Below are 25,722 nucleotides of genomic sequence, written 5' to 3'. Positions count from 1 at the left end.
TTCACTTTCAGTGACAGGCTGTAACTTGAATATCAGAAAAAGATTATTTAGAGGCAACTGACCTAAGGGAAGTCAGCAGGCTTTGCAGCGTGCTAGACGTAGAGCCGTCGGCGACACCATCCACCCGGCGCGGTCGGAAATGCCGCTGAAAAGCTTCGACGACGATTTCGGTCTGGCGGTCGAAGACACCTGATATCTCGACGCCATAGCCATAGAGCGCCAGCATCGACTGCAGTGCCTCGACCTCGGCGCCGGTATCGCCGGCTTTCAGCACCGCGCCGCGCCGGACCGGCGCCGCAGGCACGAGATGGCCGACCCCGGCCGCAAACAGCGCATTCCAGGGGAATTTCTCGCCCGGGTCGATCTTGCGCCCCGGCGCGATGTCGGAATGGGCAAGCACCCTTTGCGCCGTAATGGAATGGCGTTCGATGATACCAAGGCAAAGCCCGATCACCGCTTCCACCTGCCGCTTGGGAAAGGCCGAATAGCCGAGCAAATGGCCGGGATTGACGATTTCGATGCCGACCGAACAGGAGTTGATGTCGCGACGACCGAACCAGGAACTTGCACCGGCGTGCCAGGCGCGGTCGCTTTCGCGCACCATCTGGATAATGCGGCCGTCCTCATGGACGAGGTAGTGCGACGAGACTTCGCTTGCGGGGTCGCACAACCAGGCTTCCGCGGCAGCACCAGTCGCCATGCCGGTATAGTGCAGCACGATCATGTCGGGCCTGAGCGTTTCGCGCCGCGGGCCGAAATTCGGCGATACCCTGACCTCCGCGCTTGGCTCGTCGGGCGGGAAGCCGCTCATGCGTGCCTGAGGCCCCGCTCGATCATTTCATAGGCCGCGTTGATCGCCGCGACCCTGGTCGTTGCAATCTTGATGAATTCCTGCGGCAGGCCGCGCGCGATCAGCCGGTCCGGATGATTGTCGGAGACCAGCTTGCGGTATCGCTTCCTGACCTCCTCGAACGATTTGCCGCGCTCAATGCCGAGCACGATATAGGGATCGCCGGCGCCGAGATTGACGTGCCTGGCCATGATGGCTTCGTAGTGCACCTCGTCGATGCGGAAAATCTCGGCAATACGGTGCAGGAAAATCCCTTCGCGCTCATGCACCAGCCCATCCGCCTTGGCGATATGGAACAGACCGTCGAGTATGTCTTCCAGCATGACGCAGTTCGAATGGCCCGAGCCGCACATCTGCGCCATACTCTCGGCATAGGTCTCGAACCCGGCGACGTCGCGCTTGGCCAGATCGTAAAGCCGCGCCACATTGCGGGTCTGTTCTCGCGGCACCTCAAATATTTCCTGGAACGCGCGAACCTCGTCCTGGGTGACGATGCCATCGGCCTTGGCCATCTTGGCCGACAGCGCAATCATCGCCACAGAGAAGGCGACGCGCCGGCGCAGATCGGCGTCACCGGAGAAAACCGTGCGCACGGCCTCGACCACATCGGCTACACCGGACGTGGCTGAAGATGAAACGCGGTTGATGAAGTCGCCGAGGCGATCCCAAATCGACATGAGCGCTTATTAGGGCCGCCGGCCATTGCTATCAAGCCAAGACAGCGCCGCAGAGTGGATCGATTTGCGCAAGCAACCGACGCGCCAGATCCCAAACCGTAGGAAAGAGCCGGTTCAAGGCCCTTGAGCCCCCGAATCGCCTAAACGCAGGAAGGCCGGCGCGAAGCCGGCCTCCTCTCTCGTCACGTCAAAGTGACCGAGACTGCTGCTACTGCGCGGGGGCAGGAGCAGGTGTTGCCGGAGCCGGTTCTGCAGGCTTCGGTGCATCCGGCGTCGCCGGCTTCATGGGCTCGGCGGCTGGCGGATTGGTGCTCTGGGTGGTGGTGTTATCCGTACCGCTGTCGCTGCAGGCGGCAACGCCGAACAGGGCCAGGGCGGAAACGGAAGCAAGAATGAGCTTTTTCATGACATCTCTCCTTCAACACACGCTCACGTTGCGGTGAACGGTCGAAGGCAAAATGCATCAAACGGCCATGAGTTTCGTAACGTTGCGTTTCCTGATGTAACATCCGCGCACTACCGATTGCGGGCCGGGCGATGCCGAACTAACAGTCTGGACCCAAATGCAATGCCGGAGTTCTGCGTGGACAAGAAATGGGATTTTTGGATCGACCGCGGCGGCACCTTCACCGACGTGATCGGACGTGATCCGCAAGGCGGTTTGCATCCCAGGAAATTCCTGTCGGAAAATCCCGAAGCCTATCCCGATGCGGCCCTAGCCGGCATCCGCGAGCTTCTGGGGCTGAAATCCGGCACCGCTATTCCTCCGGGCCTGGTCGGTGACGTCAAGATGGGTACCACCGTTGCCACTAACGCGCTGCTGGAGCGCAAGGGCGACCGTGTGCTTTTGCTCATCACCAAGGGCTTTCGCGATGCGCTGAAGATCGCCTATCAGGCGCGGCCGGACATCTTCGCCAAGGAGATCATCCTTCCGGAACAGCTCTACGAGCGGGTCATCGAGATCGACGAACGCGTGCGCGCCAATGGCGAGGTCGAGCGCTTGCTCGACATCGCCGCCTGCCGCCCCGCCATCGAACAGGCGAAGGCTGACGGCATCGATGCGGTGGCCATCGTCTTCATGCATGCCTGGAAATATCCCGACCACGAGAAGGCGGTGGCGAAAGTCTGCCGCAAGATCGGGTTCAGCCAAGTCTCGGTCAGCCATGAGGTCTCGCCGCTGATCAAGCTGGTCGGCCGCGGCGACACTACCGTGGTCGATGCTTATCTGTCGCCGATCCTGTCGCGCTATGTGCAAAGGGTGGCGGGAGAACTGGGCGCGATGCCAGTCTCCCCACTTGTGGGGGGTGAGGAGCGGTCGGCCAAAGGCCGAGAAAAAGCCGATGATTTGGCTTTTTCAGCGACGAACGCCCGGAGCCATAGCGAAGGGCAGGCCGCAAAGCCGACAGAGGGGGTTCTCTCAGGAGGCACCACCAAAGCGTCGAGCACTGCCGCGGCGACCCCACCCGGCGGCTTCGCCGCCACCCTCCCCTCGAGGGGGAGGGAGAACCCTCGCCTGATGTTCATGATGTCGTCGGGCGGGCTTACCGCCGCCGACATGTTTCAGGGCAAGGACGCGCTGCTGTCCGGCCCGGCTGGCGGTGTCGTCGGCATGGTCGAAACGGCGAAACTCGCCGGTTTCGAGAAAGTCATCGGCTTCGACATGGGGGGCACCTCCACCGATGTCGCCCATTTTGACGGCGAGTATGAGCGCGCCTTCGACACCGAGGTCGCCGGCGTGCGCATCCGCGCGCCGATGATGCGCATCCATACCGTCGCTGCCGGCGGCGGCTCGATCCTGCATTACGAAGCCGGCCGTTTCCGCGCCGGCCCGGATTCCGCCGGCGCCAATCCCGGCCCCGCCGCCTACCGGCGCGGCGGCCCGCTTGCCGTCACCGACGCCAATGTCATGCTGGGCAAGCTGCAGCCCGATTTCTTTCCGGCGATTTTCGGACCCGGCCAGGACCAGCCGCTGGACGTCGCCGCCGTGCATAAAAAATTCGCTGCGCTGGCCGCCGAAATCGGCGATGGCCGCACGCCGGAAGCCGTCGCCGAAGGGTTCGTTACCATTGCGGTGGAAAACATGGCAAACGCCATCAAGAAGATTTCCGTGCAGCGCGGCTACGATGTCACCGAATATCTCTTGAACTGTTTTGGCGGCGCCGGCGGCCAGCATGCCTGCCTGGTTGCCGACGCGCTCGGCATGGAGGCGGTACTGATCCACCCCTTCTCCGGTCTGCTCTCAGCCTATGGTATCGGCCTGTCGTCGGTTTTCGCGTCGCGGCAGCAGGCGCTGCTGAAGCCGCTTGCCGAAGAATCCAGGACCGAGATCGGCAGCCTCATCGGCACGTTGAAAAAAGCCGTCATCGCCGAATTGGCAGCGCAAGGCATCGCCGAGGACAAGATTGCGGCAAAGCCGGTGCTGCACATCCGCTATGACGGCACCGACACCACGCTGCCGGTGAATTTCGAAGGCGACTCGATCTTCCAGGCCAGGCGCGATTTCGAAATCGCCCACAAGGCGCAGTTCGGGTTCGTCTATGACGACAAGCCGATGATCGTCGAGACCGTTGCCGTGGAAGGCGCCGAGATCGTCGAGACCACGGCCGAAGCCGTTGCGCCCGCCGGACCGGCAAGGGTTGAAGCGGGTGCGTCCGGAACGCGGCGCATCTACACCGAGGGCCGCTGGCATGAGGCCGGCATCCATCGTCGCGAAAATCTGCGCCCATCCAACCTGATCGCAGGCCCCGCTTTGATCATCGAGCCGAACCAGACCATCGTCGTCGAGCCGGGCTGGCGGGCCGAAATCACCAACCTCAATCACGTCGTCATCCGCCGCACNGAACCAGACCATCGTCGTCGAGCCGGGCTGGCGGGCCGAAATCACCAACCTCAATCACGTCGTCATCCGCCGCACCGAACGGAAAGTTCGCACGGCTGCCCTCGGTACCGAAGCCGATCCGGTGATGCTGGAGGTCTTCAACAACCTCTTCATGTCGATCGCCGAACAGATGGGCGTCACGCTGCAGAACACCGCCTATTCCGTCAACATCAAGGAAAGGCTGGATTTCTCCTGCGCCGTCTTCGACCGCCACGGCGCGCTGGTCGCCAACGCGCCGCACATGCCGGTGCATCTCGGCTCAATGGATCGCTCGGTCGAAACCATCATCCGGCTGAACTCCGGCGACATCCACCCCGGCGACGTCTTTGCGCTGAACGCACCTTACAATGGCGGCACGCATCTGCCCGACATCACCGTGGTGACGCCGGTGTTTTCCCTCCCCCTTGAGGGGAGGGTGGCCGCGCAGCGGCCGGGTGGGGTCCTCTCAGAAGGCACCACAAGAGCGTCGAGCACTGCCGCAACGCCCCCCTCCGGCGGCTCCGCCGCCACCTCCCCCTCAAGGGGGGAGGAAGTAATCTTCTACGTAGCCTCACGCGGCCATCATGCCGATATCGGCGGCACTGCCCCCGGCTCGATGACGCCGCTTGCCACCACGGTCGACGAGGAAGGCGTGCTGTTCGACAATTTCCGCGTTGTCGATCGTGGAAAATTCCGCGAGGCGGAGTTGCAAACGCTGCTCACCGACCACCCCTACCCTGCCCGCAACCCACACCAGAACATCGCCGACCTAAAGGCGCAGATCGCCGCGAATGAAAAGGGCGTGGCGGAATTGCGCAAGATGGTCGGCCATTTCGGCCTCGACGTCGTCGAAGCCTATATGGGTCATGTCCAGGACAACGCCGCCGAAAGCGTGCGCCGCGTGCTGGAGCGGCTGCCCGATAGTTCCGAGTACGAATACCCGACCGACACCGGCCAGGTGATCAAGGTGAAGATTACCGTCGATCGGCAAAAGCGCGAGGCGACCGTGGACTTCACCGGCACCTCGAAGGTCGAGAAGAACAATTTCAATGCGCCCGAGCCCGTCGCCCGCGCAGCCGTGCTCTATGCCTTCCGTGTCATGGTCGAGGACATGATCCCGATGAATGCCGGCTGCCTGCGGCCGATCAACATCATCATCCCCGACGGCTCGATGCTGAAGCCCGCCTACCCCGCCGCCGTCGTCGCCGGCAATGTCGAGACCTCGCAGCATGTCACAAACGCCCTGTTCGGCGCCATGGGTGCCATGGCCAACGCGCAAGGCACGATGAACAACCTGACCTTCGGCAACAAGCAGTACCAGTATTACGAGACCATCTGCTCCGGTTCGCCGGCAGGCCGGATGAACTCCGGCCGCGGCTTTGCCGGCACATCCGGCGTCCACACCCACATGACCAATTCGCGCCTGACCGACCCGGAGGTGCTGGAACTGCGCTTTCCCGTGCTGCTCGAGGATTTTCACATTCGCGAAGGCTCCGGCGGCAAAGGCGAATGGAGCGCCGGCGACGGCACCAGGCGGACGATCCGTTTCCTCGAAAAGATGGAATGCGCCATCCTGTCCTCGCACCGCAACCGCCCGCCGCAAGGCCTCGACGGCGGCGGCGCTGGCGAGGTCGGCTCGACCAAGGTGCGGCGCAACGACGGCAGCGTCGAGACGCTGAAGGCCTGCGACCAGACCGTGCTCGACGCCGGCGACGCCGTCATCCTGACGACGCCGACACCGGGGGGATTTGGCAAGGCCTGAACTCGCGTCAACAGGCTGTCACCCGCCTGTCATGCCCCTGAGTTACCCGCTTGCGGCAAAGCAAATGGGGAATCACTTTGCCATGACGGACGTCTCCTCGGATCTCGTTTTTCGCCGCGGCAAGGAAGTTGGAAAGGCCGTCTACCAGAACCGCCCGCTGTCGAAGGCCGGCCTTTCCGAACGGCTGTTTGCGCTTCTGTTTTCCGGTCTCGTCTATCCGCAGATCTGGGAAGACCCTGAAGTCGACATGGAGGCCATGCAGCTTGGCCAGGGCCACCGCGTCGTCACCATAGCGTCGGGCGGCTGCAACATCCTCGCCTACCTCACCCGCTCGCCTGAACGCGTCGATGCGGTCGACCTCAACGCCGCCCACATCGCCTTGAACCGGATGAAGCTGGAGGCGGTGCGGCATCTGCCCTCGCAGGGCGATCTGTTCCGTTTCTTCGGCGCCGCCGACACCAACCACAATTCGCAAGCCTATGACCGCTTCATCGCGCCGCATCTCGACCCGGTCAGCCGCCACTATTGGGAGCGTCGCAGCTGGCGCGGCCGCCGGCGCATCACCGTCTTCGACCGCAATTTCTACCAGACCGGCCTGCTCGGCCTGTTCATCGCCATGGGCCACCGCATCGCCAAATTCTTCGGCGTCGATCCCGCCGGTATCATGGCGTCGAAGAGCCTCGCCGACCAGCGCCGCTTCTTCAACGAAGAGCTGGCGCCGGTCTTCGACAAGAAGCTGTTGCGCTGGGCTACCTCGCGCAAGGCTTCGCTGTTCGGCCTCGGCATTCCGCCGGCGCAGTACGATTCGCTGATCACCTCGGGCGATGGTTCGATGGCCAGCGTGCTGAAGGCCCGGCTGGAAAAGCTCGCTTGCGATTTTCCGCTGAAGAACAACTACTTCGCTTGGCAAGCCTTCGCCCGTCGCTATCCCAATCCGGGTGAGGCCGCCCTGCCCGCCTATCTAGAAGAGGCCAACTACAAGGCGATCCGCAACAATGTCGATCGCGTCGGCATCCACCACGCCAATCTGATCGAATTTCTGGCCGGCAAGGACGCAGGCACCGTCGACCGTTTCGTCCTGCTCGACGCGCAGGACTGGATGACGGACGACCAGCTCAATGCCCTTTGGTCGGAGATCACCCGCACCGCCTCGGTCGGCGCCCGAGTCATCTTCCGTACCGCCGCCGAGCCCAGCCTGCTGCCGGGCCGCGTCTCGATCTCGCTGCTCGACCAGTGGACCTACGAGGACGAGGCCTCGCGCGACTGTTCGGCCCGCGACCGCTCGGCCATCTATGGCGGCTTCCACCTCTATGTGAAGCGCGCGGCATGAGCGCGAGCGAGCTGCCGGCCGACCATGCCGAACTGATGGACGGCGTCTATCGCTGGCAACGCCATATCTACGACCTGACCCGCAAATACTATCTGCTTGGCCGCGACCAGATGATAGCCGGGCTGGATGTGCCGGCGAATGGCAGAGTGCTCGAACTTGGCTGCGGCACCGGCCGCAACATCGCGCTTGCCGCCCGCCGCTATCCCGACGCCCGCCTCTACGGCCTCGACATCTCGGCCGAGATGCTGGAGACGGCGAGCAAGGCGATCGGCCGCGACGGCCTGTCCGGCCGCGCCGTGCTGGCGCGCGGCGACGCCACCGATTTCGACGCCAAGACGCTGTTCGGCGTCGAGCGCTTCGACCGCATCTTCGTGTCCTATTCGCTGTCGATGATCCCCGGTTGGGAAAAGACGGTTTCGGCAGCCCTTGCGGCACTCGCGCCCGGCGGCTCGCTGCATGTCGTCGATTTCGGCCAGCAGGAAGGCTTGCCCAACTGGTTCCGGACATTGCTGCGCGGCTGGCTCAAGAAATTCCATGTCACCCCACGTGAATCATTGCGCGAAGTCTTGGAATCGGAATCTCGGCGAACCGGCGCAAGCTTCTGTTTCCGCGCGCTATATCGCGGCTATGCCTGGCTGGCGGTCGTCAAGATCGCGCACTCTTACCTCCCCCTCGATGGGGGAGGTCGCGCTGAAGGCGCGGGTAGGGGTGAAGTGCCAGGCACCCCGCCCGGCGCTACGCCCCCGCCCTCCCCATCAAGGGGAGGGTAAAGGGAGCTAGCGCAGTGCCTTCATCAGCGCGCCGACCATCACCTGCGGCCGGTAGCCGAGCTTGGCCGGCGTCAACCCCAGCCGCACCACCACCAGTTGCTCCGACGGGATGATGGCGACCGTCTGGCCGTCATGGCCCTCCATCCAGTAGGTATCGTTGGGCAGGCCGGCGGCGACGCCGGCGCCGGGATTTCCTTCGTCCCCCGGGGCTTCGATCCAAAGTTGCCCCTTGCCGTAGACTTTCGAGGCCGGTGCCGGTTCGCGCATCCAGTCGACGAAACCGGCCGGCAGGATCTGGTTGCCGTTCCAGACGCCGCCCTGCAGCAGGAATTGGCCGAACCGCGCCCAGTCATGCCCCGTGGCATAGAGGTAGGATGAGCCGACAAAGGTACCCTCCTCGTCGGTTTCGAGCACCGCGCTTTGCATGCCGAGCGGCCCGAACAGCGCTGCCCTTGGCCACATCAGCGCCTTGTCCTTGTCGCCGATAGCATCCTGCCACAGCCGCGACAGCATCACCGCCGTGCCGCTCGAATAGGAAAAGACCTTGCCGACGTCGCCGGTCAGCGGCTTGGCCTCGGCGAAGCCCGCCATATCCGGTTCGAGGTAGAGCATGCGCGTCACATCGGCAACGTCGCCATAATCCTCGTTGAACTCGAGTCCGCTCGACATCGCCATCATATCGGCAAGGCTGATGGCGGCGCGGCCGTCCGCCTTCCATGAGCCGAACAGGCCCTGATTGGTCACCGCCATCTTGCCGTCCTTGACCAGCGTGCCGACGAGCGCGGCGTTGACTGTCTTGGTCATCGACCAGCCCAGCAGCGGCGTTTTCGCCGAAAAGCCGTCGCCATAACGCTCCGCAACAATGTGGCCATTTTTGACCACCACCACGGCGCGCATGCCGATGCCGGTCATCGCCGCACCGTCGAGGATCTTGTTGATTTCGGGATTTTGCGAGGCATCGACTCGATCTCCCTCGGGCCACAGATCGCCCTTGGTGGCCGCCGACGCCTCGGCAGGGATTGACGTGCGCCGTGCCTTGCCGACGTCGCCATCGGGAACCGAGGCGCAACCCAGGCCGGCGCGCGCAACGGCAACGCTCTTGCCGAGGAAGCCAAGCAGCCCGGCCGAGACGGTCCCCCTGTTCTTGTCGACCGACACCTTCATCAGCCTGAGAAGCGGATGGCCGGGCGCCTGCACGTCGATGGCAAGCACCTCATTGGGATCACGGCCGGCGATAAAAACGTTCGAGCAGACAATCTTGGCGGAATAGCCGGAACCGACGCGGATCAGTTCGGGCGGCGCGACGTAGAGCCAGGTAAACAGGGCGGCTATGGCCAACACGACCAGGCCGAGCAGCCATTTGATGATCTTCACGGCGATCCGCATCTTTCCGTCCCTGCTTTTCGGCTGCCGGTGGCTTGCGGCCCGATTTATGTCATCGATTTGCCGCCATTGCTTCCGCAAAATCGGTGTTCTTGTCGAGCGCCGTCAACCTGTTATCAACCATGATCGGCGATCACTGGTGCATGTCGCCCAAAAGTGCGCAGCGGTTTTGGAACAACGACATGCACGAAAATAGCGTATCAGGCGATGCTGTGGGGCGATCGCCTGAGGGGCACCTGCAACGACAACCCAACAGCGACCGGCTGATTCCGGCTCGGGAAATGCGATGCGCCGTTTCGCGGCCCTCATCACGTTGACGCTGCTGGCCGCCTGCTCGACCGCCGGCGATCTCGTGCCCTCGATGTCGCCATCCAGCAGCCCGACGGTTGCCGTGCGCGCACCGCGTTTCGAAGACTCCAAGCCGCATGAATGGGATAGCGGCGCGCCTTGGAACTATGCCGTTCACGGCACCGACGTCTCCAAATACCAGACCTCGGTCGACTGGCCGACGGCCAAGGCCAGCGGCATCTCCTTCGCCTTCATCAAGGCGACCGAGGGCGGCGACCGTTTCGACGAGTATTTCAACGAGCATTGGTCGCGCACCAAGGCCAATGGCATTCCGCGCGCGGCCTACCATTTCTTCTATTTCTGCACGCCTGCCGCCACCCAGGCGCGCTGGTTCATCCAGAACGTGCCCGTCGACCGCTCGGCCATGCCGCCGGTGCTCGACATGGAGTGGAACCCGCAATCGCCGACCTGCCGGCTGCGCCCGGATTCAGCGACGGTGCGGGCCGAAATGACCACCTTTCTCGAGATGATCGAGCGGCACTATGGCAAGAAGCCGATCATCTACACCTCGGTCGACTTCTTCGACGATAACGACCTTGCGACCTTCCGCGGCTATCCCTACTGGCTGCGCTCGGTGGCCGGCCACCCCCGCCAGAAGTACGGCAGCCACCCTTTCACCTTCTGGCAATACACCGGAACCGGTATCGTGCCCGGCATGAACGGCAAGTCCGATATCAACGTCTTCAACGGCACTGAGGCAGCCTGGAAAAAGTGGCTGCGGCAGAACACCCGTTGACACCGGCTCTACCGCCTGCTTTTCGACGTCCCATGCGCACCTACCTGCAGCCACTGGGATATTTACGCCGGAAACAGTCGAAGAGCCGCCTGCGCTCCGGGCTGCTCGCGGCCCTGCTGCTCGGCGCTACGGCGATGCCGGCGGCGGCGCAGGAATGCGGCGGCGACTTCGAAACCTGGAAGCAAGGCGTGGCGGCGGAAGCCAAGGCAGCCGGTGTCGGCGCTGTCGGCCTTAACGCGCTGGAGGCCGCCACCATCGACGACAAGGTGCTCGCGCGTGACCGCGCCCAGGGCGTCTTCGCCCAGACCTTCATTCAGTTCTCCAACCGCATGATCTCGGCCTACCGGCTGAAGCAGGGCGCGGCCAATCTGAAGAAATACGCCGAAATCTTTGCGCGCGCCGACCAGCAGTTCGGTGTCCAGGCGCCGATCATCACCGCCTTCTGGGGGCTGGAGACCGATTTCGGCGCCGTACAGGGCGATTTCCACACGCTGAGCGCCTTGGTGACGCTGTCGCATGACTGCCGCCGCCCGCAGCTGTTTCGGCCGCAACTGCTGCCGCTGTTGACGCTGATCGATCGCGGCGTCGTTCCGGCCGACGTCACCGGCGCCTGGGCCGGCGAGATCGGCCAGACGCAGATCCTGCCTTCCGACTATCTCGCGCGGGGCGTCGACGGCGACGGCGACGGCATCGTCGACCTCAGGCGCAGCGTACCCGACGTGATCATGACCACGGCCAACAAGGTGCTGTCGCGCGGCTGGAAACGCGACCAGCCGTGGATCGAGGAAGTGCGCGTGCCCGAGGACATGCCCTGGGAGCAGACCGGCCGCACCAACAAGCTGCCGCTGTCTCAATGGGCCGCGTGGGGCGTCACCAATCCCGATGGCACGCCGCTGATCGACAATGGCCTGAAGGCCGGCCTGGCGCTGCCGATGGGCCGCAAAGGTCCGGCCTTCCTCGCCTACGACAATTTCGACGTCTATCTCGAATGGAACCAGTCCTTCACCTACGCGCTGACCGCCGCCAACTTCGCCAGCCGGCTGGCCGGGGCAAAGCAGTTCGACCCGCGCAATCCCGAAACCGGGCTCAATGGCGACCAGATGAAGGAATTGCAGACCAAGCTCGAAGCCAGGGGCTATGACGTCGGCACCGTCGACGGCATTCTGGGCACCAACACCCGCGAAGCCATCCGCAAGGAACAGATGCGGCTCGGCATGCCGGTCGACGGCTGGCCGACGCCGGAGCTTTTGGGGAAACTGTGAGTAGAATCTGCCCAAGCTGGGTTCCTTATTCCCTACTCCTTGCCCGGACGAAGTCGATAAATGCCCGCAAAGCCGGGGGGACGTGCCTCGAACTCGGGTGATACAGGAAGAACCCTGGAAAGCTGGGCGACCAGGGCTCTAGAAATCTCATCAGCCTGCCCGCATCGATCCAGGACTGGACCTGATAGTCGATCATGTAGGCAACGCCTGCTCCACCCAGCGCCGCGTTCAGCATCAGCTCGGTGTCGTTAACAGTCAGGCTGCCCTCGACGGCGATTTCCAGAGACCGTTTGCCGCGCGCGAACTCCCATCGATAGAGGTTGCCGCCACCAGGCCACTGGAATGTTATGCATTGGTGCTGATGCAACTCCTGCGGATGGCGCGGTATGGCCCGATTTTCGAGATAGACGGGAGCGGCCACCGCCGCCATCTGCAAATCCCCGCTCAGTTTCACTGCCACCATGTCCTTCTCCAGCCGCTCGCCAAGCCTGATTCCGGCATCGAACCGTCCTCGAACAATGTCGGTCAGCGTATCGTCGACGATGACGGTCAGCGCGATATCAGGATAGGCGCGTTGGAAGTCGCCAAGGATCGGGCCGATGAACCGCACCGCGGCAACACGCGGCACGTTTATTCGTAGCGAACCCGCCGGCCGATCACGCGCGGCTTGAATGTCCGCTACGGCGCCCTCCAGCTCTTCGAACGCAACGGCAAGGCGCGCAAACAGCGTCTCGCCGGCACCAGTGGGTGAAACACTACGCGTCGTGCGATTCAGCAACCTGATGCCGATGCGAGCCTCCAGTTGCCGAATCGACTGGCTGAGCGCCGGCGGGGAAACACGCAGCCGGGCGGCGGCGCGGACGAAACTACGCTCTTCCACGATTGCGGCGAATGCCTTGAGCTCGGCGAATTCAGAACCGCGCATTGTGTATCCCTAGATTAACAAGCTAGTCAGATAATAGGCCATTATCTGATCAGTTGCATGGCCCTATTTCTCGACTAGCGGACCCGTCAGATGAAACCGGCACGGGCCTGAATGATTGAAGGAAACGTATCATGCCCAAGTCCTTGCAAGGCAAAACCGCACTCGTCACCGGCAGTTCGCGCGGCATTGGGCGAGCCATCGCCGAAGGACTCGCCTCCAAGGGCGCTGCCGTCGTCGTCAACTATGTCGGCAACCACGAAGCCGCTGACGAGGTCGTGGCCGCCATCGCCGGCAAGGGAGGAAAGGCGATCGCCGTCCAGGCCGACATATCAAGCGTCTCGGATATTCATCGCCTGTTTGACGAGGCTGAGAGTGAGTTCGGCGCGATCGACATCGTGGTTGCCAATGCCGGCGTCGCCGTCATCAAGCCTCTGACCGAGGCGACCGAAGCCGATTTCGACCATGTCTTCGGCACCAATGCCAAGGGCACGTTCTTCGTGCTTCAGGAAGCAGCGCGCCGTGTGCGAAACGGCGGCCGCATCATCGCGGTCTCCACCGGCGGCACCAAGATGTTCTTCACGCAAACGGCGCTCTATCTCGGCAGCAAGGGCGCCGTCGAACAATTCGTCCGTGTGCTCTCGCGTGAACTCGGACCGCGCGGCATCACCGTGAATGCGCTGTCGCCTGGCTTCACGGACACGGACCTGCTTCCCGAGCGCGATCGCGCCGTGGCGGCCGGCATGTCTCCATTTGGCAGGATCGGCGCGCCCCGCGACGTTGCCGATGTCGCGGTCTTCCTGGCCAGCGACGAGGCCCACTGGCTGACCGGCGAGAATATCCAGGCCGGTGGAGGCGTCGCCTAATCCGCCATTGTCTCCAGGCTGGCGAATCCCTGCGGCGCATCGCCTTCATCGAAGGGTGTCGTCACCTCGACGAAGGTATCGGGATAAAAGCCGTTGAAGCGGGTTCTCAGCGACAGCGAATAGGCACCGATATGGCCGATCTCGATCCAGTCGCCAGTGTCGACGGTTTCCGGCAGCCAGAACGGCCGCGACAGGATGTCGACGGAATCGCAGGTCGCGCCGCAGACCTTGAACGGCACGATGTTCTTCTCCTCGCCATTGCGCGAGCGGATCGCCGGATCGGGGATGAAGCGGGCCGGCAGTGTGATCTTGCCGGTCCAAGAATCCGACAGCGACGCCCAGATGCCGTCATTGATGTAGAGCCGCTTGCCCTTGCGCAGCAGCACCCGCACGATCAGCGACAGGCAGCGCGCCACGATCACCCGGCCGGGCTCGGCCACCAACGGGATCTGGTCGAACTGGTATTCCCTCAGGTCGCCCGACAGCCGCGACATGATCTGGCCGAGCGACGGCATCTCGATCTGCTTGCGATTGGGGTCATGGCCGTACTCGGCGGGAAAGCCGCCGCCGACATCGAGGCCCGCAAGGTCGAAGGTCAGCCGGTTGCGCACCCAATCGGCGGAGGCCAGCGCCCGTTCATAGGTGTCGGGATCCTCGATCTGGCTGCCGACATGGAAGCACAGGCCGACCTTGTAGCCGGTGCGGTTGAGCCGCTCGGCGAGTTCCACCGCATAGGCCGGCCCGGCGCCGAATTTCTTCGACAGTTCATAGGCCGCCGAACCCTTGGTCTGGATTCGTACGAACACGCTGATGGAGCCCGGATCGATGTCAAGCGCCCGCACCACCCGCGTCAGCTTGGTGATCTCGTCCTCATGGTCGAGCGAAATGACGCGGATGGCGTATTTTTCCAGCGCAAGCTTGATGTCCGACTGCGCCTTGACCGGATGCATATAGAGCATCTCGGCGTCGGGTGAGACGGCGCGCACGGCGGCGAACTCGCCGGGCGAGGCCACATCGAAGGCGGCGACGCCGGCTTCGACCAGCGCCTTCAGCACGATCTGCTCGCCATTGGTCTTGACTGCGTAGGCGGTCTTGCCGGGAAACATGCCCATGAACTGTTTGGCATCCGCCTTCAGCACCTGCGGGCGAAAGCAGTAGACCGGATCGTCCGGCCGAAGCGCCAGCGCCGCCTCGCGGGCATTCTCGAATCGCTGCATGGACGAATCCCCTGACTTCTCGGCTGCGCACAATTAATCCAAGCTAGCGGCCAAAGAAAACAATTCTGTGTCTGGCGGGCACTGACCCAGCGGCGCACCCTCCTGGCAGCACTGTTGCCAGCAATCAGGTTTCGGGTGGCTCTTGTCGCCGGACCCGATATGCCTTCTGCCTGAGTGGCTGGCATTGATGCCGCGGGGAAGGACGTTCACGATGGCAATAGCCACGACAGCCGTGCAGCGCGGACCGATGACGCTGAGGGACTGGGGACAGCTTCTGCTGCTCGGCGCCATCTGGGGCGGCTCGTTCTTCTTTGCCCGCATCGCCGTTGCCGAAATGCACCCGCTGGTGCTGGTGCTGTTTCGCGTTGCCATCGCGGCCATTGCACTGCAGCTCTATCTCGGCATTCGCGGTCCGTCCTTCCGCCTCGCCTTCCCGCATGCCGGCCTGTTTTTCCTTTTGGCGCTCGCCAACAATGTCGTCCCGTTCTCGCTGATCTTTGCCGGCCAGACCGCGCTTGGCGCCGGCGTCGCCTCGGTGCTCAATGCGACGACGCCGTTCTGGACGCTGATCCTCGCCAACGCGCTGACAGCGGACGAAAAGCTCTCCTGGAACAAGCTTGCCGGCATCGGGCTCGGCATCGCCGGCACCGCTGTCATGATCGGCCCCGGCCTGCTGGCCGGGCTCGGCGGCCCGGTCTGGGCGAAATTCGCGCTGATCGGCGCCTCGCTGTCTTACGCCGTCGCGCTGATGATTGCCCGCCGCTTCAAGGGCGTGCCCTCGCCGGTCATCGCCACCGGACAATTGACGGCGTCGACCATCATCATGATCCCGGTGGTGCTGCTCACCTATGGCCCGGCCGGCCTGTTCTCGGCCTCGCCGCCGGTCTGGACGGCGGTGCTGGCGCTGGCGCTGCTCTCCACCGCCTTCGCCTACATCCTCTATTTCAACCTCGTCGCCTCGGCCGGCGTCACCAACGCCTCGCTGGTCACGCTCATCGTCCCGGCCAGCGCCATCGTGCTCGGTCTCCTGTTCCTCGGCGAGCGGCTCGCTCTGTTCGAGTTCTGCGGCATGGCACTGATCGCGCTTGGCCTGGTGACGATCGACGGGCGGTTGTTTAGTCGGCGCTAACGCCTGTCGACCAAAAGTGCGCAGCGGTTTTGGAACAACGACGCGCTTTAGGTCTGGTAGCGCTGCCATGCCTCGCTTTCGCCACGGCCGCGTCACAATTTATTCACAGGCTACCAGCGGGTTTTGCCGAAGAGTTTCAATGCCTAACGCCAGGTGGCAGGTCGCAAATTCCACAATCGCGTCGCATTGCAGCATATTTTCCGCTTGCCTGTGGCACAAATGCCCCTAGACTCCACCCATAGCTCTTGAAGAGGAGACTATGACATGGGACTTACGAGGCCAATCAACGCATTGATGATCTGTGCTGCATTTGCCTTCATTGGCGCCCTTATCATAGGTGTTCTTCCGTAACCGCCGGAGCGGAAGAACAGCAGCAATAGCCCACAAATTCGAAAGGCCGGGTGTTTCGCCCGGCCTTTTGCATTTCAGATTTCATACCACGATGAAGCTCAGGCGGCGGCGGATCCAGCTGCCTCTGTTTCGTGGGAGCGGATGCCGATCATATGGCAGATGGCAAACACCAGGTCGGCCCGGTTCATGGTGTAGAAATGGAAGTCGCTGACGCCGCGCTCGACGAGATCGAGCACCTGCTCGGCCGCCACGGCAGACGCCACGAGCGCATGCGTCTGCGGATCGTTGTGCAGCCCTTCGAAACGCTCGGCCAGCCATGCCGGCACCAGCGCGCCGCAGCGCGCCGAGAAATTGGCGACCTGGGTGAAATTGTGCACCGGCAGGATGCCAGGCACGATCGGGATGTAGATGCCGGCACGGCGCGCCTTCTCGACATAACGCTCGTAGAGATCGTTGTCGAAGAAGAACTGGGTGATCGCCCGCGTCGCGCCATTGTCGGCCTTGCGCTTCAGCATATCGAAATCGGTGGCAAAGTCCGGACTTTCCGGATGCTTTTCGGGATAGGCCGAGACCGAGATGTCGAAATCGCCGGCGTCCTTCAGCGCTCCGACAAGTTCGGCGCCATTGGCATAGCCATCGGGATGCGGCCGGTAGGCGGTGCCGACGCCGGCCGCCGGATCGCCACGCAAGGCGACGAAGCGCTTCACGCCCATATCGGCGAATTCGCGGACGACGGCGTCGACCTCATGGCGGGCGGCGTCGACGCAGGTCATGTGAGCCGCCGGCGTCAGCGTCGTCTCGTTCAGGATGCGCTTGACCGTGCGCGCCGTGCGCTCCCGCGTCGAGCCGCCGGCGCCATAGGTCACCGAGACGAATCTCGGCTTCAGCGGCTCCAACCTGGTGACGGTGTCCCAGAGCCTGGCTTCCATCTCGTCGGTCTTCGGCGGGAAGAACTCGAAGGAGACGCGGACCTTGTCGCCAATGTCGGGACGGCGGGAAAAGCGGAACTGGTTCATCAGGCGATTTCCCCCATAGGGTACGCTTTGGTGGGTTGGGTGTCATTGGAAGGCTCGGCCATCAGCATGCGGCGGTCGCGGCCGAGCCACAGCTTGACGGTGAGCCTGGCTTCGTTGCCGCCGCGCGGCTCGAATTCCTGGGCATCCTCGAGATCGAGCCCGGCCTCGGCAAACCATTCTGAGATCTGCCGGTCGGAAAAGCCCAGCCTGACATGCGCGTGCTGGTCGCGCAGGAACTCCAGCGCATGCGGCGCGAAGTCGACGATCACCAGCCGGCCCGCCGGACGCAGCAGCCGCGCCGCCTCGCGAATGGCGCGTGCCGGGTCATCGAGATAGTGCAGCACCTGATGGATGGTGACGAGGTCGAAGGCGTCGCGCTCGACCGGCGGCGCGAAAATGTCGCCTTGGCGGACCTGCGCATTGGCGATGCCTGCCTTGTCGAGATTGGCCCGCGCCACCGTCAGCATTTCGCGCGACATGTCGATGCCGACGCCGCGCCGGTAGAGCGGCGAAAATATCTCCAGCAGCCGCCCGGTACCGGTGCCGAGGTCTAGCATCGACTGGAACGGCCGCTTGCCGACCAGCTTGAGGAGTGCGGCTTCCACCGCGCGGTCCGGCACATGCAGCGAGCGGATGTGATCCCAGCTGGCGGCGTTCTCGGAGAAATACTCGGCGGCACGGTCCTGGCGCTTGCGCTTGACCGATGCCAACCGCTCGAGATCGCGCTCGACCTGTGGATCGGCGCCGCGAATGCCAGAGACCAGCCCCATGACGAAGTCGCGCGCGGAATCCGTATCCGACAGCCGGAAGAAGGCCCACGAGCCCTCCTGGTAGCGGCCGATCAACCCGGCCTCCAGCAGCAGCTTCAAATGCCGCGACACCCGCGGTTGCGACTGGCTGAGGATCTCGGTGAGGTCGGACACGGTGAGATCGCCGCGCGACAGCAGCGCCAGGATGCGGAGCCGGCTCGATTCGGCCGCAGCCTTCAACGTATCAACCATCGTATCGAGCGAAACATGCATTGGCGTATTCTCGTTGAAAAGATATAAACATATGTTTATGTCAGCTTTGGCGGCATAGCAAGGCCTATGTCGCTTCCTGACAAGAAAATGCCGCACACATGGTCCCCGCCCGAGAGAACCGCTTTTCCCTGACGATCGGCTGCAAACTTGTGCTAGGGCGAAAGCCATGTTCGAGACGCGCGACGGCGAAAAGCTCCTGCAGACTGACCCGGCTGACATGCCGGCGGATGGCCATATCGTGTTCATCGGCCGCATCGCCTCGCCATGGACATCCAGGCAAACCTGCCCAAAGAACATGCGCGCGGCGCGCGAGGCCGGACAGGCGGCCACGGTTCTCATCGACCCTGCCTATCGCGACGGCCTGCTTGCGCTGGAGCGGGCCAGCCACATCGTCATCCTGTCCTGGCTGCATCACGCGCCGCGGGCACTGATTGTCCAGAGACCCCGCCATGCGGCTGAGCCGAAAGGCGTTTTCTCGCTGCGCTCCCCTGCCCGGCCGAACCCAGTCGGGCTGCATATCGCCAGGCTGATCGCCGTCGACATCGACCACGGCCGCATCGCCATCGACGCCATCGATGTGCTCGACGGCACCCCGGTGATCGACATCAAGCCCTATTTCGCCTCGACCGACGCCTTTCCCGAGGCGACCATTGCCGGGCGTGACGAAAAATGAGCGCGCCCACCGGCCGCCGCCGCGCCATCGCCAAGGCGCTGACCGCACTGCTGCCCCTGGCGCCCTATGCCGATATGGAGAAAATCCGCACCGAGGCCGGCGCCGTGCACATGAAGACGCTGCCGCCGGGCATCGCGGTCTGGCTGGCGACGATCGCCCATATCAGGCACGGCCATACCGACTATGAAAAGCTGCTGGCCGAGGGCTATGACCGCGACTCGGCGCGGTTCTTCGTCATCGAGCAAACAAACATGGTGCTGACCCGTTGGCGCGCCACGCGCCTGCTCGATGCAGAGGACGAAGAGGAATAACTTCAGCTACCGTCGCTTCAATACGGCAACCGCATTGTAGGGCTGGCCGTCGGCCTGGCCAACCCAGGTCCAGGACAGGTTCCCTTTGAAAAATCGGACGGTGATGCCGCCACCGTCGATGCACTTGTCCTGGCCGTAGCTGATGTTTTCCCGGTATTCCGCCGAACTGTCGTCGCGAGAAATCTGGGTCAACGATCCGCCGCAGCCGAGCGACGGATAGTCGATCGACGCGGCGCCATCGCCGATTGTCATTGCGATCGCCCAATCGGCGCCGGCAGCCCCGGCCGGACTTTGATGACCGCTGCCGGTCCAGACGCCGTTGAGCCCCGCCGCGTTGACCACGCAAGGCACGTTCTGAAAGATCGGCGTCAGCTCGCTGCCCATCTTCTCGCAACGATAGGTCTGGCCGTTCTGGCACAGCGCCTCGCCCTCGCGAGCGCATTGCGCGAAGGCATGGCCAGTGACGAAGACGAGGAAAATTGCAAAGCTGATGGTCCGAAAAGATCTGCCCATTTTGCCCCTCCCGGCCGGATATTTTCAAGCCGGACCATAGGGCATATCGAATGTGCTACCTAGGACAAACAGCGATGGTTGGGTGGCCCTATGCCGCCTGCAGGGGACCACTAGCTTGAATCTGCCGCATCAAGCCGAAGGGACCAATCGCCATGAACCGAAGCGCAGCAGCCGGTAGCATTGTGCCATTGCCGGCTTTGTCGGATCGCCATATCGATCCGCATTCCTATCCCGACGGCATCGCCTTTCTCGATGGTCAGTATCTGCCGATGTCGCAAGCCAAGATCTCGGTGCTGGATTGGGGCTTTCTGCATTCCGACGCCACCTACGACACCGTGCATGTCTGGGACGGGAGCTTCTTCCGACTCGACCTGCATCTCGACCGCTTCTTCGCCGGCTTGCAAAAACTGCGCATGACGATCCCGTCCGACCGCGATGGTGTGGCCGAGATTCTGCACAATTGCGTGGCGCTGTCGGGCCATCGCGCCGCCTATGTCGAAATGCTGTGCACACGCGGCGCCTCGCCGACCTTCAGCCGCGATCCGCGCCAGGCGGTCAACCGCTTCATGGCCTTCGCAGTTCCCTTCGGCTCGGTCGCCAATGCCGAGCAGTTGCGGCGCGGCCTGCATGTCGCCATTAGCGACAAGGTGCGCATTCCGCCGGTCTCGATCGATCCGGCGATCAAGAACTACCACTGGCTCGACCTCGTGCGCGGCCTCTACGACGCTTATGACCGTGGGGCCGAAACCGCATTGATTCTCGACTTCAACGGCAATGTCGCCGAAGGCCCCGGCTTCAACGTGTTCTGCGTCAAGGACGGCAGGCTGTCGACGCCAGCCGCCGGCGTGCTGCCCGGCATCACCAGGCGCACCGTCTTCGACCTCTGCGCCGAGGCAGCGCTTCCCACCACGGCCGTCGACGTCAGCGTTGCCGCGCTGAAGGCTGCCGACGAAGTCTTCATCACTTCCACCGCCGGCGGCATCATGCCGGTGACAGTGATCGACGGCGCTGCTGTCGCCGACGGCAAGATAGGCGGGATCACAAAGCGCTTGATGGCGCTCTACTGGCAAAAGCATGACGACCCGGCCTGGTCGAGCCCGGTGCGCTATCCCTGACCGGCGAAGGTCCTGCTCCACACGATGACGTGACCAAAAAGATTCCCCCTCGCCTCTGGAAAATCGCTCGACGCACCGTATATCGCGGAAGCGGAGAAGCCTCCGCTTCCCAGTTCACGGCCTGCATGGGCAAGGATTCCACGTCATGACAAGCAAGGTTTGGTTCATCACCGGATCATCGAAAGGCTTTGGCCGAGTCTGGGCCGAGGCCGCACTCGCTCGCGGCGACCGTGTCGCCGCAACCGCGCGCGATGCCGGCACGCTCGCCGATCTCGTCGCGAAATACGGCGATAATGTCGCCGCGATCAAGCTCGACGTCACCGACAAGAAGGCTGTCGAAGCGGCCATCGCCGAGGCGCACAAGCGCTTTGGCCGGCTCGACGTCGTCATCAACAATGCCGGCTATGGCCATTTCGGCGCCATCGAGGAAGTCAGCGAACAGGAAGCCCGCGACCAGATCGAAACCAATGTGTTCGGCGCGCTCTGGGTCACCCAGGCGGCTTTGCCGATCATGCGGGCGCAGGGCTCCGGCCACATCATCCAGATCTCGTCGATCGGCGGCGTCAACGCCTTTGCGTCGCTCGGCCTTTACCATGCCTCGAAATGGGCGCTCGAAGCCTTCAGCCAGTCGCTCAGCATCGAGGTCGCCGAATTCGGCATCCATGTGACGCTTGTCGAACCGGGCGGCTTCTCCACCGATTGGTCCGGCGCCTCGGCCAAGGTCTCCAAAGCGATCGAGGCTTACGCGCCGGCCCGCGCCAAGATGGCGGAACGCCGCGCCAACTCGGTCGCCGGCGACCCCGAGGCCACCGGACCGGCGATGCTTGAAATCGTCGACGCGGCCGAGCCGCCGCTGCGCGTCTTCTTCGGCGATGGCGGCCTGCCGATGATCAAGCAGGAATACGCCAACCGCATCGCGCTGTGGGAAAAGTGGGACCACGTTTCCGTCGAGGCGCAGGGCGCCAAGAAGAACCGCAAGGCGGCCTGAGCGCGTCTTGAAATCCGGCTGCGTCGCCCCGGCGGCGCAGCCCGTGCCCTAGCCCGGTACTAGGATCGATAAATCCACTGCTCGGGCACGCGCACCGAGATCTCTTCCCCTGTTGTCATACGACCCGGTTTCTCGACCCAGGCAACGAGACCGCGCAGCCGTTTCGCCGCCTTCGGGAAGGCCAGCGCGCCGGCCTCCCGATCGGCCATCCCGGCGTTTTCGGCGATCGAACGTCCAGCAAGCCGGCAAGGCCCGTTCTGCGCATCGACCTTGATCGTCACGCCACCTCTAAAGAACAGCAGCGTGCCTGACGGCAGCATCGAGAGATGCGGCACGCCTTCGATCAGCAGATTGGCGCCGATCCATTCCGGCTTGATCTCGGCCAGCCCCATCCGCTCGGCAACGACGGCGAGTTCATCCGCTGCTACGATTGATATCTGCCGCTCGTTGCGGATTTCGGTGCCGCGCGGATACCAGGGTTCGCGACCGCCGGAACGACGGGTGGCGCCGGCGTGGAAGTCGCCGTCGATGCCTTCGAAACCGAGTTGCAATCCTTCCACTGGGCGCGTCTGGAAGTGATTCGACGGTGCGGCGTAGAGCGCCGTCACCCTGGCTACGAGTTTTCGCGCTGAAATGATCTCGATCGGAGCCTCAGGGAAAAGATCCAGCATGGCTTACTCCTTGTGCAAGGTCGCATTAGCGATAGCCATGAGCCCGGTCCAGTCCAAAGCAATGATGATCCGATCAAGCGGGCTGATGGCAGCCGATCACGATCTTCTTACCGCGGATCGCATATCCTATCGTACTGCGCCGCATTGCCGCCGTGCTGCACCGGCCTCATGGTGAGACAAGTCTGCGGAGGTTTCCATGCGTCCCGGGACTGCAATCGCGCTGCTTTGGCTGATCTGGGTCGTGTCCTGGTTTCTAGCCGCCTTCTGGGCCGACCCGGCGAAAAAGCGTGCCGGCATCCAGGAGGAGCTTCGCTATCGCGCTTTGTGGTTGATCGGCGCGGTGCTGCTGTTCATTCCCGCGCATGGCTATGCCGGCCGGCTGCGATTCTGGTTTCCGACCCTTGCCGAAGCGTGGATCTGCGCAGGGCTTGTTGCCGTTGGCCTGTTGTTCGCCTGGTGGGCGCGGTTGCATCTCGGCCGTCTCTGGTCGGCTTCGGTGACGGCCAAGGCCGAGCACCGTGTCGTCGACACCGGTCCCTACAGAATGGTCCGCCACCCGATCTATACCGGACTGCTTCTGGCGATGCTTGCCACAATGGCGGCCAAAGGCACGGTCTGGGGAATCGCCGGCGCGATTCTTCTCACCATCGGCATCGTCATGAAGGCAAGGCTGGAGGAACGCTTTCTGCGCGGAGAACTCGGCAACGCCTATGACGATTATGCCCGCAGCGTACCGATGCTGGTGCCGTTCATGCCGGCCTGATTACAGCATCTGCAAAAGCGCGCCGCCGATCGAATAGCCGGCGCCGAAGGCGCACAGCACGCCGAAATCGCCGGGCTTCATGTCGGCGTGGTTTTCCGACAGCGCGATGATGGCGCCAGCGCCGGCGGTGTTGCCGAGCCGCTCCAGCACCATCGGCGCGCGGTCATGGTCGACCTCGTGGCCGAAGGCCAGTTTCAGGATCATGGCGTTCATTCGCGCATTGGCCTGATGCAGCCAGAATCGCCTGATGGCTTGCGGCGTCAGCCCGTGCTCGGCGAGGAATTCGACAATGAATTTGTGGCCGGCGACGGTGACTTCCTTGAACACCTTGTTGCCGACCTGTTTGATCAGATTGCCTTCGAGGTTGATCATGTAAGGATCGTCCTGGGCGGTGCGGGTGTGATAGCCCAGATTGGTGCGGATATTGTTCGACATCTGCGTCCAGGTGCGCGTGTCCAGCACCTCGAAACGCCCCGGCCGCCTCTCGCCCTCGCCCAGCCCCTCGACCACCATCGCCACCGATGCATCGCCGAAGATGAAATGCGTCTGCCGATCGCGGAAATTGAGATGGCCGGTGATGATCTCCGGCGTGACCACCAGCACGCGCTTGTGCGCACCCGCCCGCACGAGATTGGCCGCAATGTGCAAGGCGGCCGCGGCCGATGAACAACCAAGCCCCATGTCGAAGCCGGCGCCCTTGGTGCCCAGCGCCTCCTGCATTTCGATAGCGATCGCCGGATAGGGCCGTTGCTGGTGCGAGGCCGAGCAGATCACCAGGTCGATGTCGGACGGCTTCAGGCCGGCATGGTCGAGCGCCTTCCGGGCCGCGGCCACTCCAAACTCGGCCTGCAGCGACAGCGCATCGTCGGGCCGCGCCGGAATGCGCGGCGCCATGCGGGTCGGATCGAGAATGCCTTCGCGCTCGATCACATGCCGGGTCTGGACGCCCGAGGCATGAACGATGAAGGCGCTGTCGGATTTCTGCAGCAGCGTCTCATCCGTGCCTTGCCGGCGTGCATTCTCGGTGTCGACCCAGGCATTGAAGCTGGCGACCAGTTCTTCATTGGTGATCTTGGCTTCAGGGATTTCAACGCCAATGCCGCTGATGATGACGCGATGCATATCCAGTCCGTCCATGCGCAGGCGTTGTCGTTCTCATGTGAACGACGAAGGGGCGCGACACAACACTTTTCTCACCCCACCGGTTTACGCCGGCTTAAACCATAGGCTGTGGCCGGATGTCATCGGGAGTGCTAGCCGGCCCGCTTGGCGACGATGAAGATACGCGGAAAGCGCAGCAGCACCTTGCCGTTTGCGGTCTTCGGATAGGCCTCGGTGATCTTGGCCGTGTAGCTGTCGAGGAAGGTCTTGCGCTCGCCGGCGTCCAGCGGATCGAGGAAAGGCTTCAGCCCCGTCGACTTCACCCATTCGACGATCGCCTCGGCGTCGGTCAGCGGATGATTGTAGGCTGTATGCCAGATATCCACCCGGTCGGAGAGCGGCGACAAGAGATCATAATAGAACGACACCGCCGGCAGCGGTCCGCGCGCAGCACCTGCCATCTTGGCGGCGAACGGCATTTCGGCGGCCGTCTCGCGCATCACCTGATGCGACGGCTCAAGCAGATTGTCGGGCATCTGGACGGCGAGCGCGCCACCGGGGGCGAGAAAGCCCATCAGCCGCTGAAACACAGCCGGATGGGTGGGCAGCCACTGGAACACGGCATTGGCGAAGATGACATTGACCGGCTCGGCCGGCTGCCACGTCGAGGCATCGGCGAGGTCGAAATTGACGCTGGGCAGGCGCGCCCTCGCCTTCTCGATCATGTCGGGCGAGGTGTCGAAACCGCTCACCTCGGCATCCGGCCAGCGCTCGACCAGCAGCTCGGTCGAATTACCCGGCCCACAGCCGATGTCGACGACCCGGCGCGGGAAATCCACCGGCACCTGCGCAACAAGATCGCGCGCGGGCCGCGTGCGCTCATCCTCGAATTTCAGATATTGGGCGGCGGACCAGTCTTCGCGCTCAGTCATCATCCTATCCGATCTCTGTGCTTGATCCGGACGCATGCTGATATCATTCGAAGCCAAAAGCGCAACTCGCTTTGCCGCGATACGAGGCTCTTGATTGCGTTCGTCGCCGACCGGTAAGTTCGACCTGTCTGCATCTTCCAAATGGTTTTGATCATCG

At 63.3% G+C, this 25,722-nt stretch carries 23 protein-coding genes and 2 pseudogenes; 13 read left to right on the top strand and 12 right to left on the bottom strand.

Annotated features, from left to right (window positions below):
* Nucleotides 1–43: 43 nt before the first annotated feature.
* The 3 genes from X730_RS148665 to X730_RS1000000166265 form a co-directional block, all read right to left on the bottom strand.
* Nucleotides 44–811: an N-acetylmuramoyl-L-alanine amidase gene (locus X730_RS148665; RefSeq protein WP_023826595.1), complete on the bottom strand. Its 768-nt coding sequence runs from the start codon at nucleotides 809–811 to the stop codon at nucleotides 44–46.
* Nucleotides 808–1,527, bottom strand: a complete 720-nt coding sequence (locus tag X730_RS148670; protein WP_023826594.1) for a DnaJ family molecular chaperone — start codon at nucleotides 1,525–1,527, stop codon at nucleotides 808–810. The genes X730_RS148665 and X730_RS148670 overlap by 4 nt, the downstream gene beginning before the upstream one ends.
* A 208-nt stretch (nucleotides 1,528–1,735) precedes the next feature.
* Complete coding sequence (locus X730_RS1000000166265; RefSeq protein ID WP_023668260.1) at nucleotides 1,736–1,933, bottom strand: hypothetical protein; 198 nt, start codon at nucleotides 1,931–1,933, stop codon at nucleotides 1,736–1,738.
* Between the two features lie 162 nt (nucleotides 1,934–2,095).
* Here X730_RS1000000166265 and X730_RS1000000168680 point away from each other — a divergent pair.
* From X730_RS1000000168680 to X730_RS148680, 4 genes and pseudogenes are all read left to right on the top strand, one after another.
* A pseudogene (locus X730_RS1000000168680) lies at nucleotides 2,096–4,273 on the top strand (hydantoinase/oxoprolinase family protein); the annotation flags it as partial.
* A gap of 217 nt (nucleotides 4,274–4,490) precedes the next feature.
* Nucleotides 4,491–6,146, top strand: a complete 1,656-nt coding sequence (locus tag X730_RS1000000168675) for a hydantoinase B/oxoprolinase family protein (RefSeq protein WP_348633125.1) — start codon at nucleotides 4,491–4,493, stop codon at nucleotides 6,144–6,146.
* A gap of 31 nt (nucleotides 6,147–6,177) precedes the next feature.
* Complete coding sequence (locus tag X730_RS148675; protein ID WP_031197058.1) at nucleotides 6,178–7,476, top strand: DUF3419 family protein; 1,299 nt, start codon at nucleotides 6,178–6,180, stop codon at nucleotides 7,474–7,476.
* Nucleotides 7,473–8,129 (top strand): annotated as a pseudogene (locus X730_RS148680) (methyltransferase domain-containing protein); the annotation flags it as partial. The gene X730_RS148675 and the pseudogene X730_RS148680, both read left to right, overlap by 4 nt.
* Nucleotides 8,130–8,252: 123 nt before the next feature.
* On the opposite strand, the gene X730_RS148685 reads toward X730_RS148680, so the two are convergent.
* Nucleotides 8,253–9,632 carry a serine hydrolase gene (locus tag X730_RS148685; protein ID WP_023826592.1) on the bottom strand — a complete coding sequence of 460 codons (1,380 nt, stop codon included), beginning with the start codon at nucleotides 9,630–9,632 and terminating at the stop codon, nucleotides 8,253–8,255.
* 358 nt (nucleotides 9,633–9,990) lie between these two features.
* Here X730_RS148685 and X730_RS148690 point away from each other — a divergent pair, with 358 nt between their 5' ends.
* Complete coding sequence (locus X730_RS148690) at nucleotides 9,991–10,713, top strand: glycoside hydrolase family 25 protein (RefSeq protein ID WP_245260015.1); 723 nt, start codon at nucleotides 9,991–9,993, stop codon at nucleotides 10,711–10,713.
* 32 nt (nucleotides 10,714–10,745) lie between these two features.
* Nucleotides 10,746–11,975 carry a lytic murein transglycosylase gene (locus X730_RS148695; protein WP_023682152.1) on the top strand — a complete coding sequence of 410 codons (1,230 nt, stop codon included), beginning with the start codon at nucleotides 10,746–10,748 and terminating at the stop codon, nucleotides 11,973–11,975.
* 25 nt (nucleotides 11,976–12,000) lie between these two features.
* On the opposite strand, the gene X730_RS148700 is transcribed toward X730_RS148695, so the two are convergent.
* On the bottom strand, nucleotides 12,001–12,900 hold the full coding sequence (locus X730_RS148700) for a LysR family transcriptional regulator (RefSeq protein WP_023826591.1): 900 nt from the start codon (nucleotides 12,898–12,900) through the stop codon (nucleotides 12,001–12,003).
* Nucleotides 12,901–13,031: 131 nt separating this feature from the next.
* Between X730_RS148700 and X730_RS148705 the strand changes: the two genes are divergently transcribed.
* Nucleotides 13,032–13,763 carry an SDR family oxidoreductase gene (locus X730_RS148705; protein WP_023823179.1) on the top strand — a complete coding sequence of 244 codons (732 nt, stop codon included), beginning with the start codon at nucleotides 13,032–13,034 and terminating at the stop codon, nucleotides 13,761–13,763.
* Here the strand turns inward: X730_RS148705 and X730_RS148710 are convergent.
* Nucleotides 13,760–14,980 carry an alanine racemase gene (locus X730_RS148710; RefSeq protein WP_023826590.1) on the bottom strand — a complete coding sequence of 407 codons (1,221 nt, stop codon included), beginning with the start codon at nucleotides 14,978–14,980 and terminating at the stop codon, nucleotides 13,760–13,762. The genes X730_RS148705 and X730_RS148710 overlap by 4 nt on opposite strands.
* 211 nt (nucleotides 14,981–15,191) lie before the next feature.
* Here X730_RS148710 and X730_RS148715 point away from each other — a divergent pair, with 211 nt between their 5' ends.
* Nucleotides 15,192–16,109 (top strand): DMT family transporter, encoded by a 918-nt coding sequence (locus tag X730_RS148715; RefSeq protein WP_023804318.1) that lies wholly within the window; start codon nucleotides 15,192–15,194, stop codon nucleotides 16,107–16,109.
* 449 nt (nucleotides 16,110–16,558) lie between these two features.
* Here X730_RS148715 and metF read toward each other — a convergent pair whose 3' ends face one another.
* Together metF and X730_RS148725 are read right to left on the bottom strand one after the other, a co-directional pair.
* Complete coding sequence (gene metF, locus X730_RS148720; RefSeq protein WP_023688016.1) at nucleotides 16,559–17,476, bottom strand: methylenetetrahydrofolate reductase [NAD(P)H]; 918 nt, start codon at nucleotides 17,474–17,476, stop codon at nucleotides 16,559–16,561.
* Nucleotides 17,476–18,498 carry a metalloregulator ArsR/SmtB family transcription factor gene (locus tag X730_RS148725; protein ID WP_023688015.1) on the bottom strand — a complete coding sequence of 341 codons (1,023 nt, stop codon included), beginning with the start codon at nucleotides 18,496–18,498 and terminating at the stop codon, nucleotides 17,476–17,478. Before X730_RS148725 ends, metF begins: the two co-directional genes overlap by 1 nt.
* A gap of 166 nt (nucleotides 18,499–18,664) precedes the next feature.
* On the opposite strand from X730_RS148725, the gene tsaA reads away from it, so the two are divergent.
* Nucleotides 18,665–19,171, top strand: coding sequence for a tRNA (N6-threonylcarbamoyladenosine(37)-N6)-methyltransferase TrmO (gene tsaA, locus X730_RS148730; RefSeq protein ID WP_023712421.1), 507 nt, complete (start codon nucleotides 18,665–18,667; stop codon nucleotides 19,169–19,171).
* Nucleotides 19,168–19,482 carry a DUF2293 domain-containing protein gene (locus tag X730_RS148735; RefSeq protein WP_023668245.1) on the top strand — a complete coding sequence of 105 codons (315 nt, stop codon included), beginning with the start codon at nucleotides 19,168–19,170 and terminating at the stop codon, nucleotides 19,480–19,482. Before tsaA ends, X730_RS148735 begins: the two co-directional genes overlap by 4 nt.
* A gap of 6 nt (nucleotides 19,483–19,488) precedes the next feature.
* Here the strand turns inward: X730_RS148735 and X730_RS148740 are convergent, their stop codons facing one another.
* Entirely contained in the window at nucleotides 19,489–19,995 is a 507-nt protein-coding gene (locus X730_RS148740) for a hypothetical protein (protein ID WP_023735978.1), read from the bottom strand.
* Between the two features lie 152 nt (nucleotides 19,996–20,147).
* Between X730_RS148740 and X730_RS148745 the strand changes: the two genes are divergently transcribed.
* A complete protein-coding gene (locus X730_RS148745) occupies nucleotides 20,148–21,110 on the top strand; it encodes a D-amino acid aminotransferase (protein WP_023668243.1) in 963 nt (320 codons plus the stop codon).
* 145 nt (nucleotides 21,111–21,255) lie between these two features.
* Nucleotides 21,256–22,098, top strand: coding sequence for an SDR family oxidoreductase (locus tag X730_RS148750; RefSeq protein WP_023729364.1), 843 nt, complete (start codon nucleotides 21,256–21,258; stop codon nucleotides 22,096–22,098).
* A gap of 59 nt (nucleotides 22,099–22,157) precedes the next feature.
* On the opposite strand, the gene X730_RS148755 is transcribed toward X730_RS148750, so the two are convergent.
* Complete coding sequence (locus tag X730_RS148755; protein ID WP_023753543.1) at nucleotides 22,158–22,769, bottom strand: MOSC domain-containing protein; 612 nt, start codon at nucleotides 22,767–22,769, stop codon at nucleotides 22,158–22,160.
* A 196-nt stretch (nucleotides 22,770–22,965) separates the two neighbouring features.
* On the opposite strand from X730_RS148755, the gene X730_RS148760 reads away from it, so the two are divergent.
* The gene (locus X730_RS148760; RefSeq protein WP_023668240.1) at nucleotides 22,966–23,532 is read left to right on the top strand and encodes an isoprenylcysteine carboxylmethyltransferase family protein; all 567 of its coding nucleotides are present in this window, start codon (nucleotides 22,966–22,968) and stop codon (nucleotides 23,530–23,532) included.
* On the opposite strand, the gene X730_RS148765 is transcribed toward X730_RS148760, so the two are convergent.
* Together X730_RS148765 and tam are read right to left on the bottom strand one after the other, a co-directional pair.
* On the bottom strand, nucleotides 23,533–24,654 hold the full coding sequence (locus tag X730_RS148765; protein WP_023753544.1) for a beta-ketoacyl-ACP synthase III: 1,122 nt from the start codon (nucleotides 24,652–24,654) through the stop codon (nucleotides 23,533–23,535).
* 131 nt (nucleotides 24,655–24,785) lie between these two features.
* The gene (gene tam, locus X730_RS148770; protein WP_031197051.1) at nucleotides 24,786–25,565 is read right to left on the bottom strand and encodes a trans-aconitate 2-methyltransferase; all 780 of its coding nucleotides are present in this window, start codon (nucleotides 25,563–25,565) and stop codon (nucleotides 24,786–24,788) included.
* Nucleotides 25,566–25,722 lie beyond the last annotated feature (157 nt).

It is taken from the genome of Mesorhizobium sp. L103C131B0 (assembly GCF_000502275.1).
In the GTDB taxonomy this organism is placed as follows: domain Bacteria; phylum Pseudomonadota; class Alphaproteobacteria; order Rhizobiales; family Rhizobiaceae; genus Mesorhizobium.
This window is presented reverse-complemented; position numbering and strand designations above follow the sequence as displayed.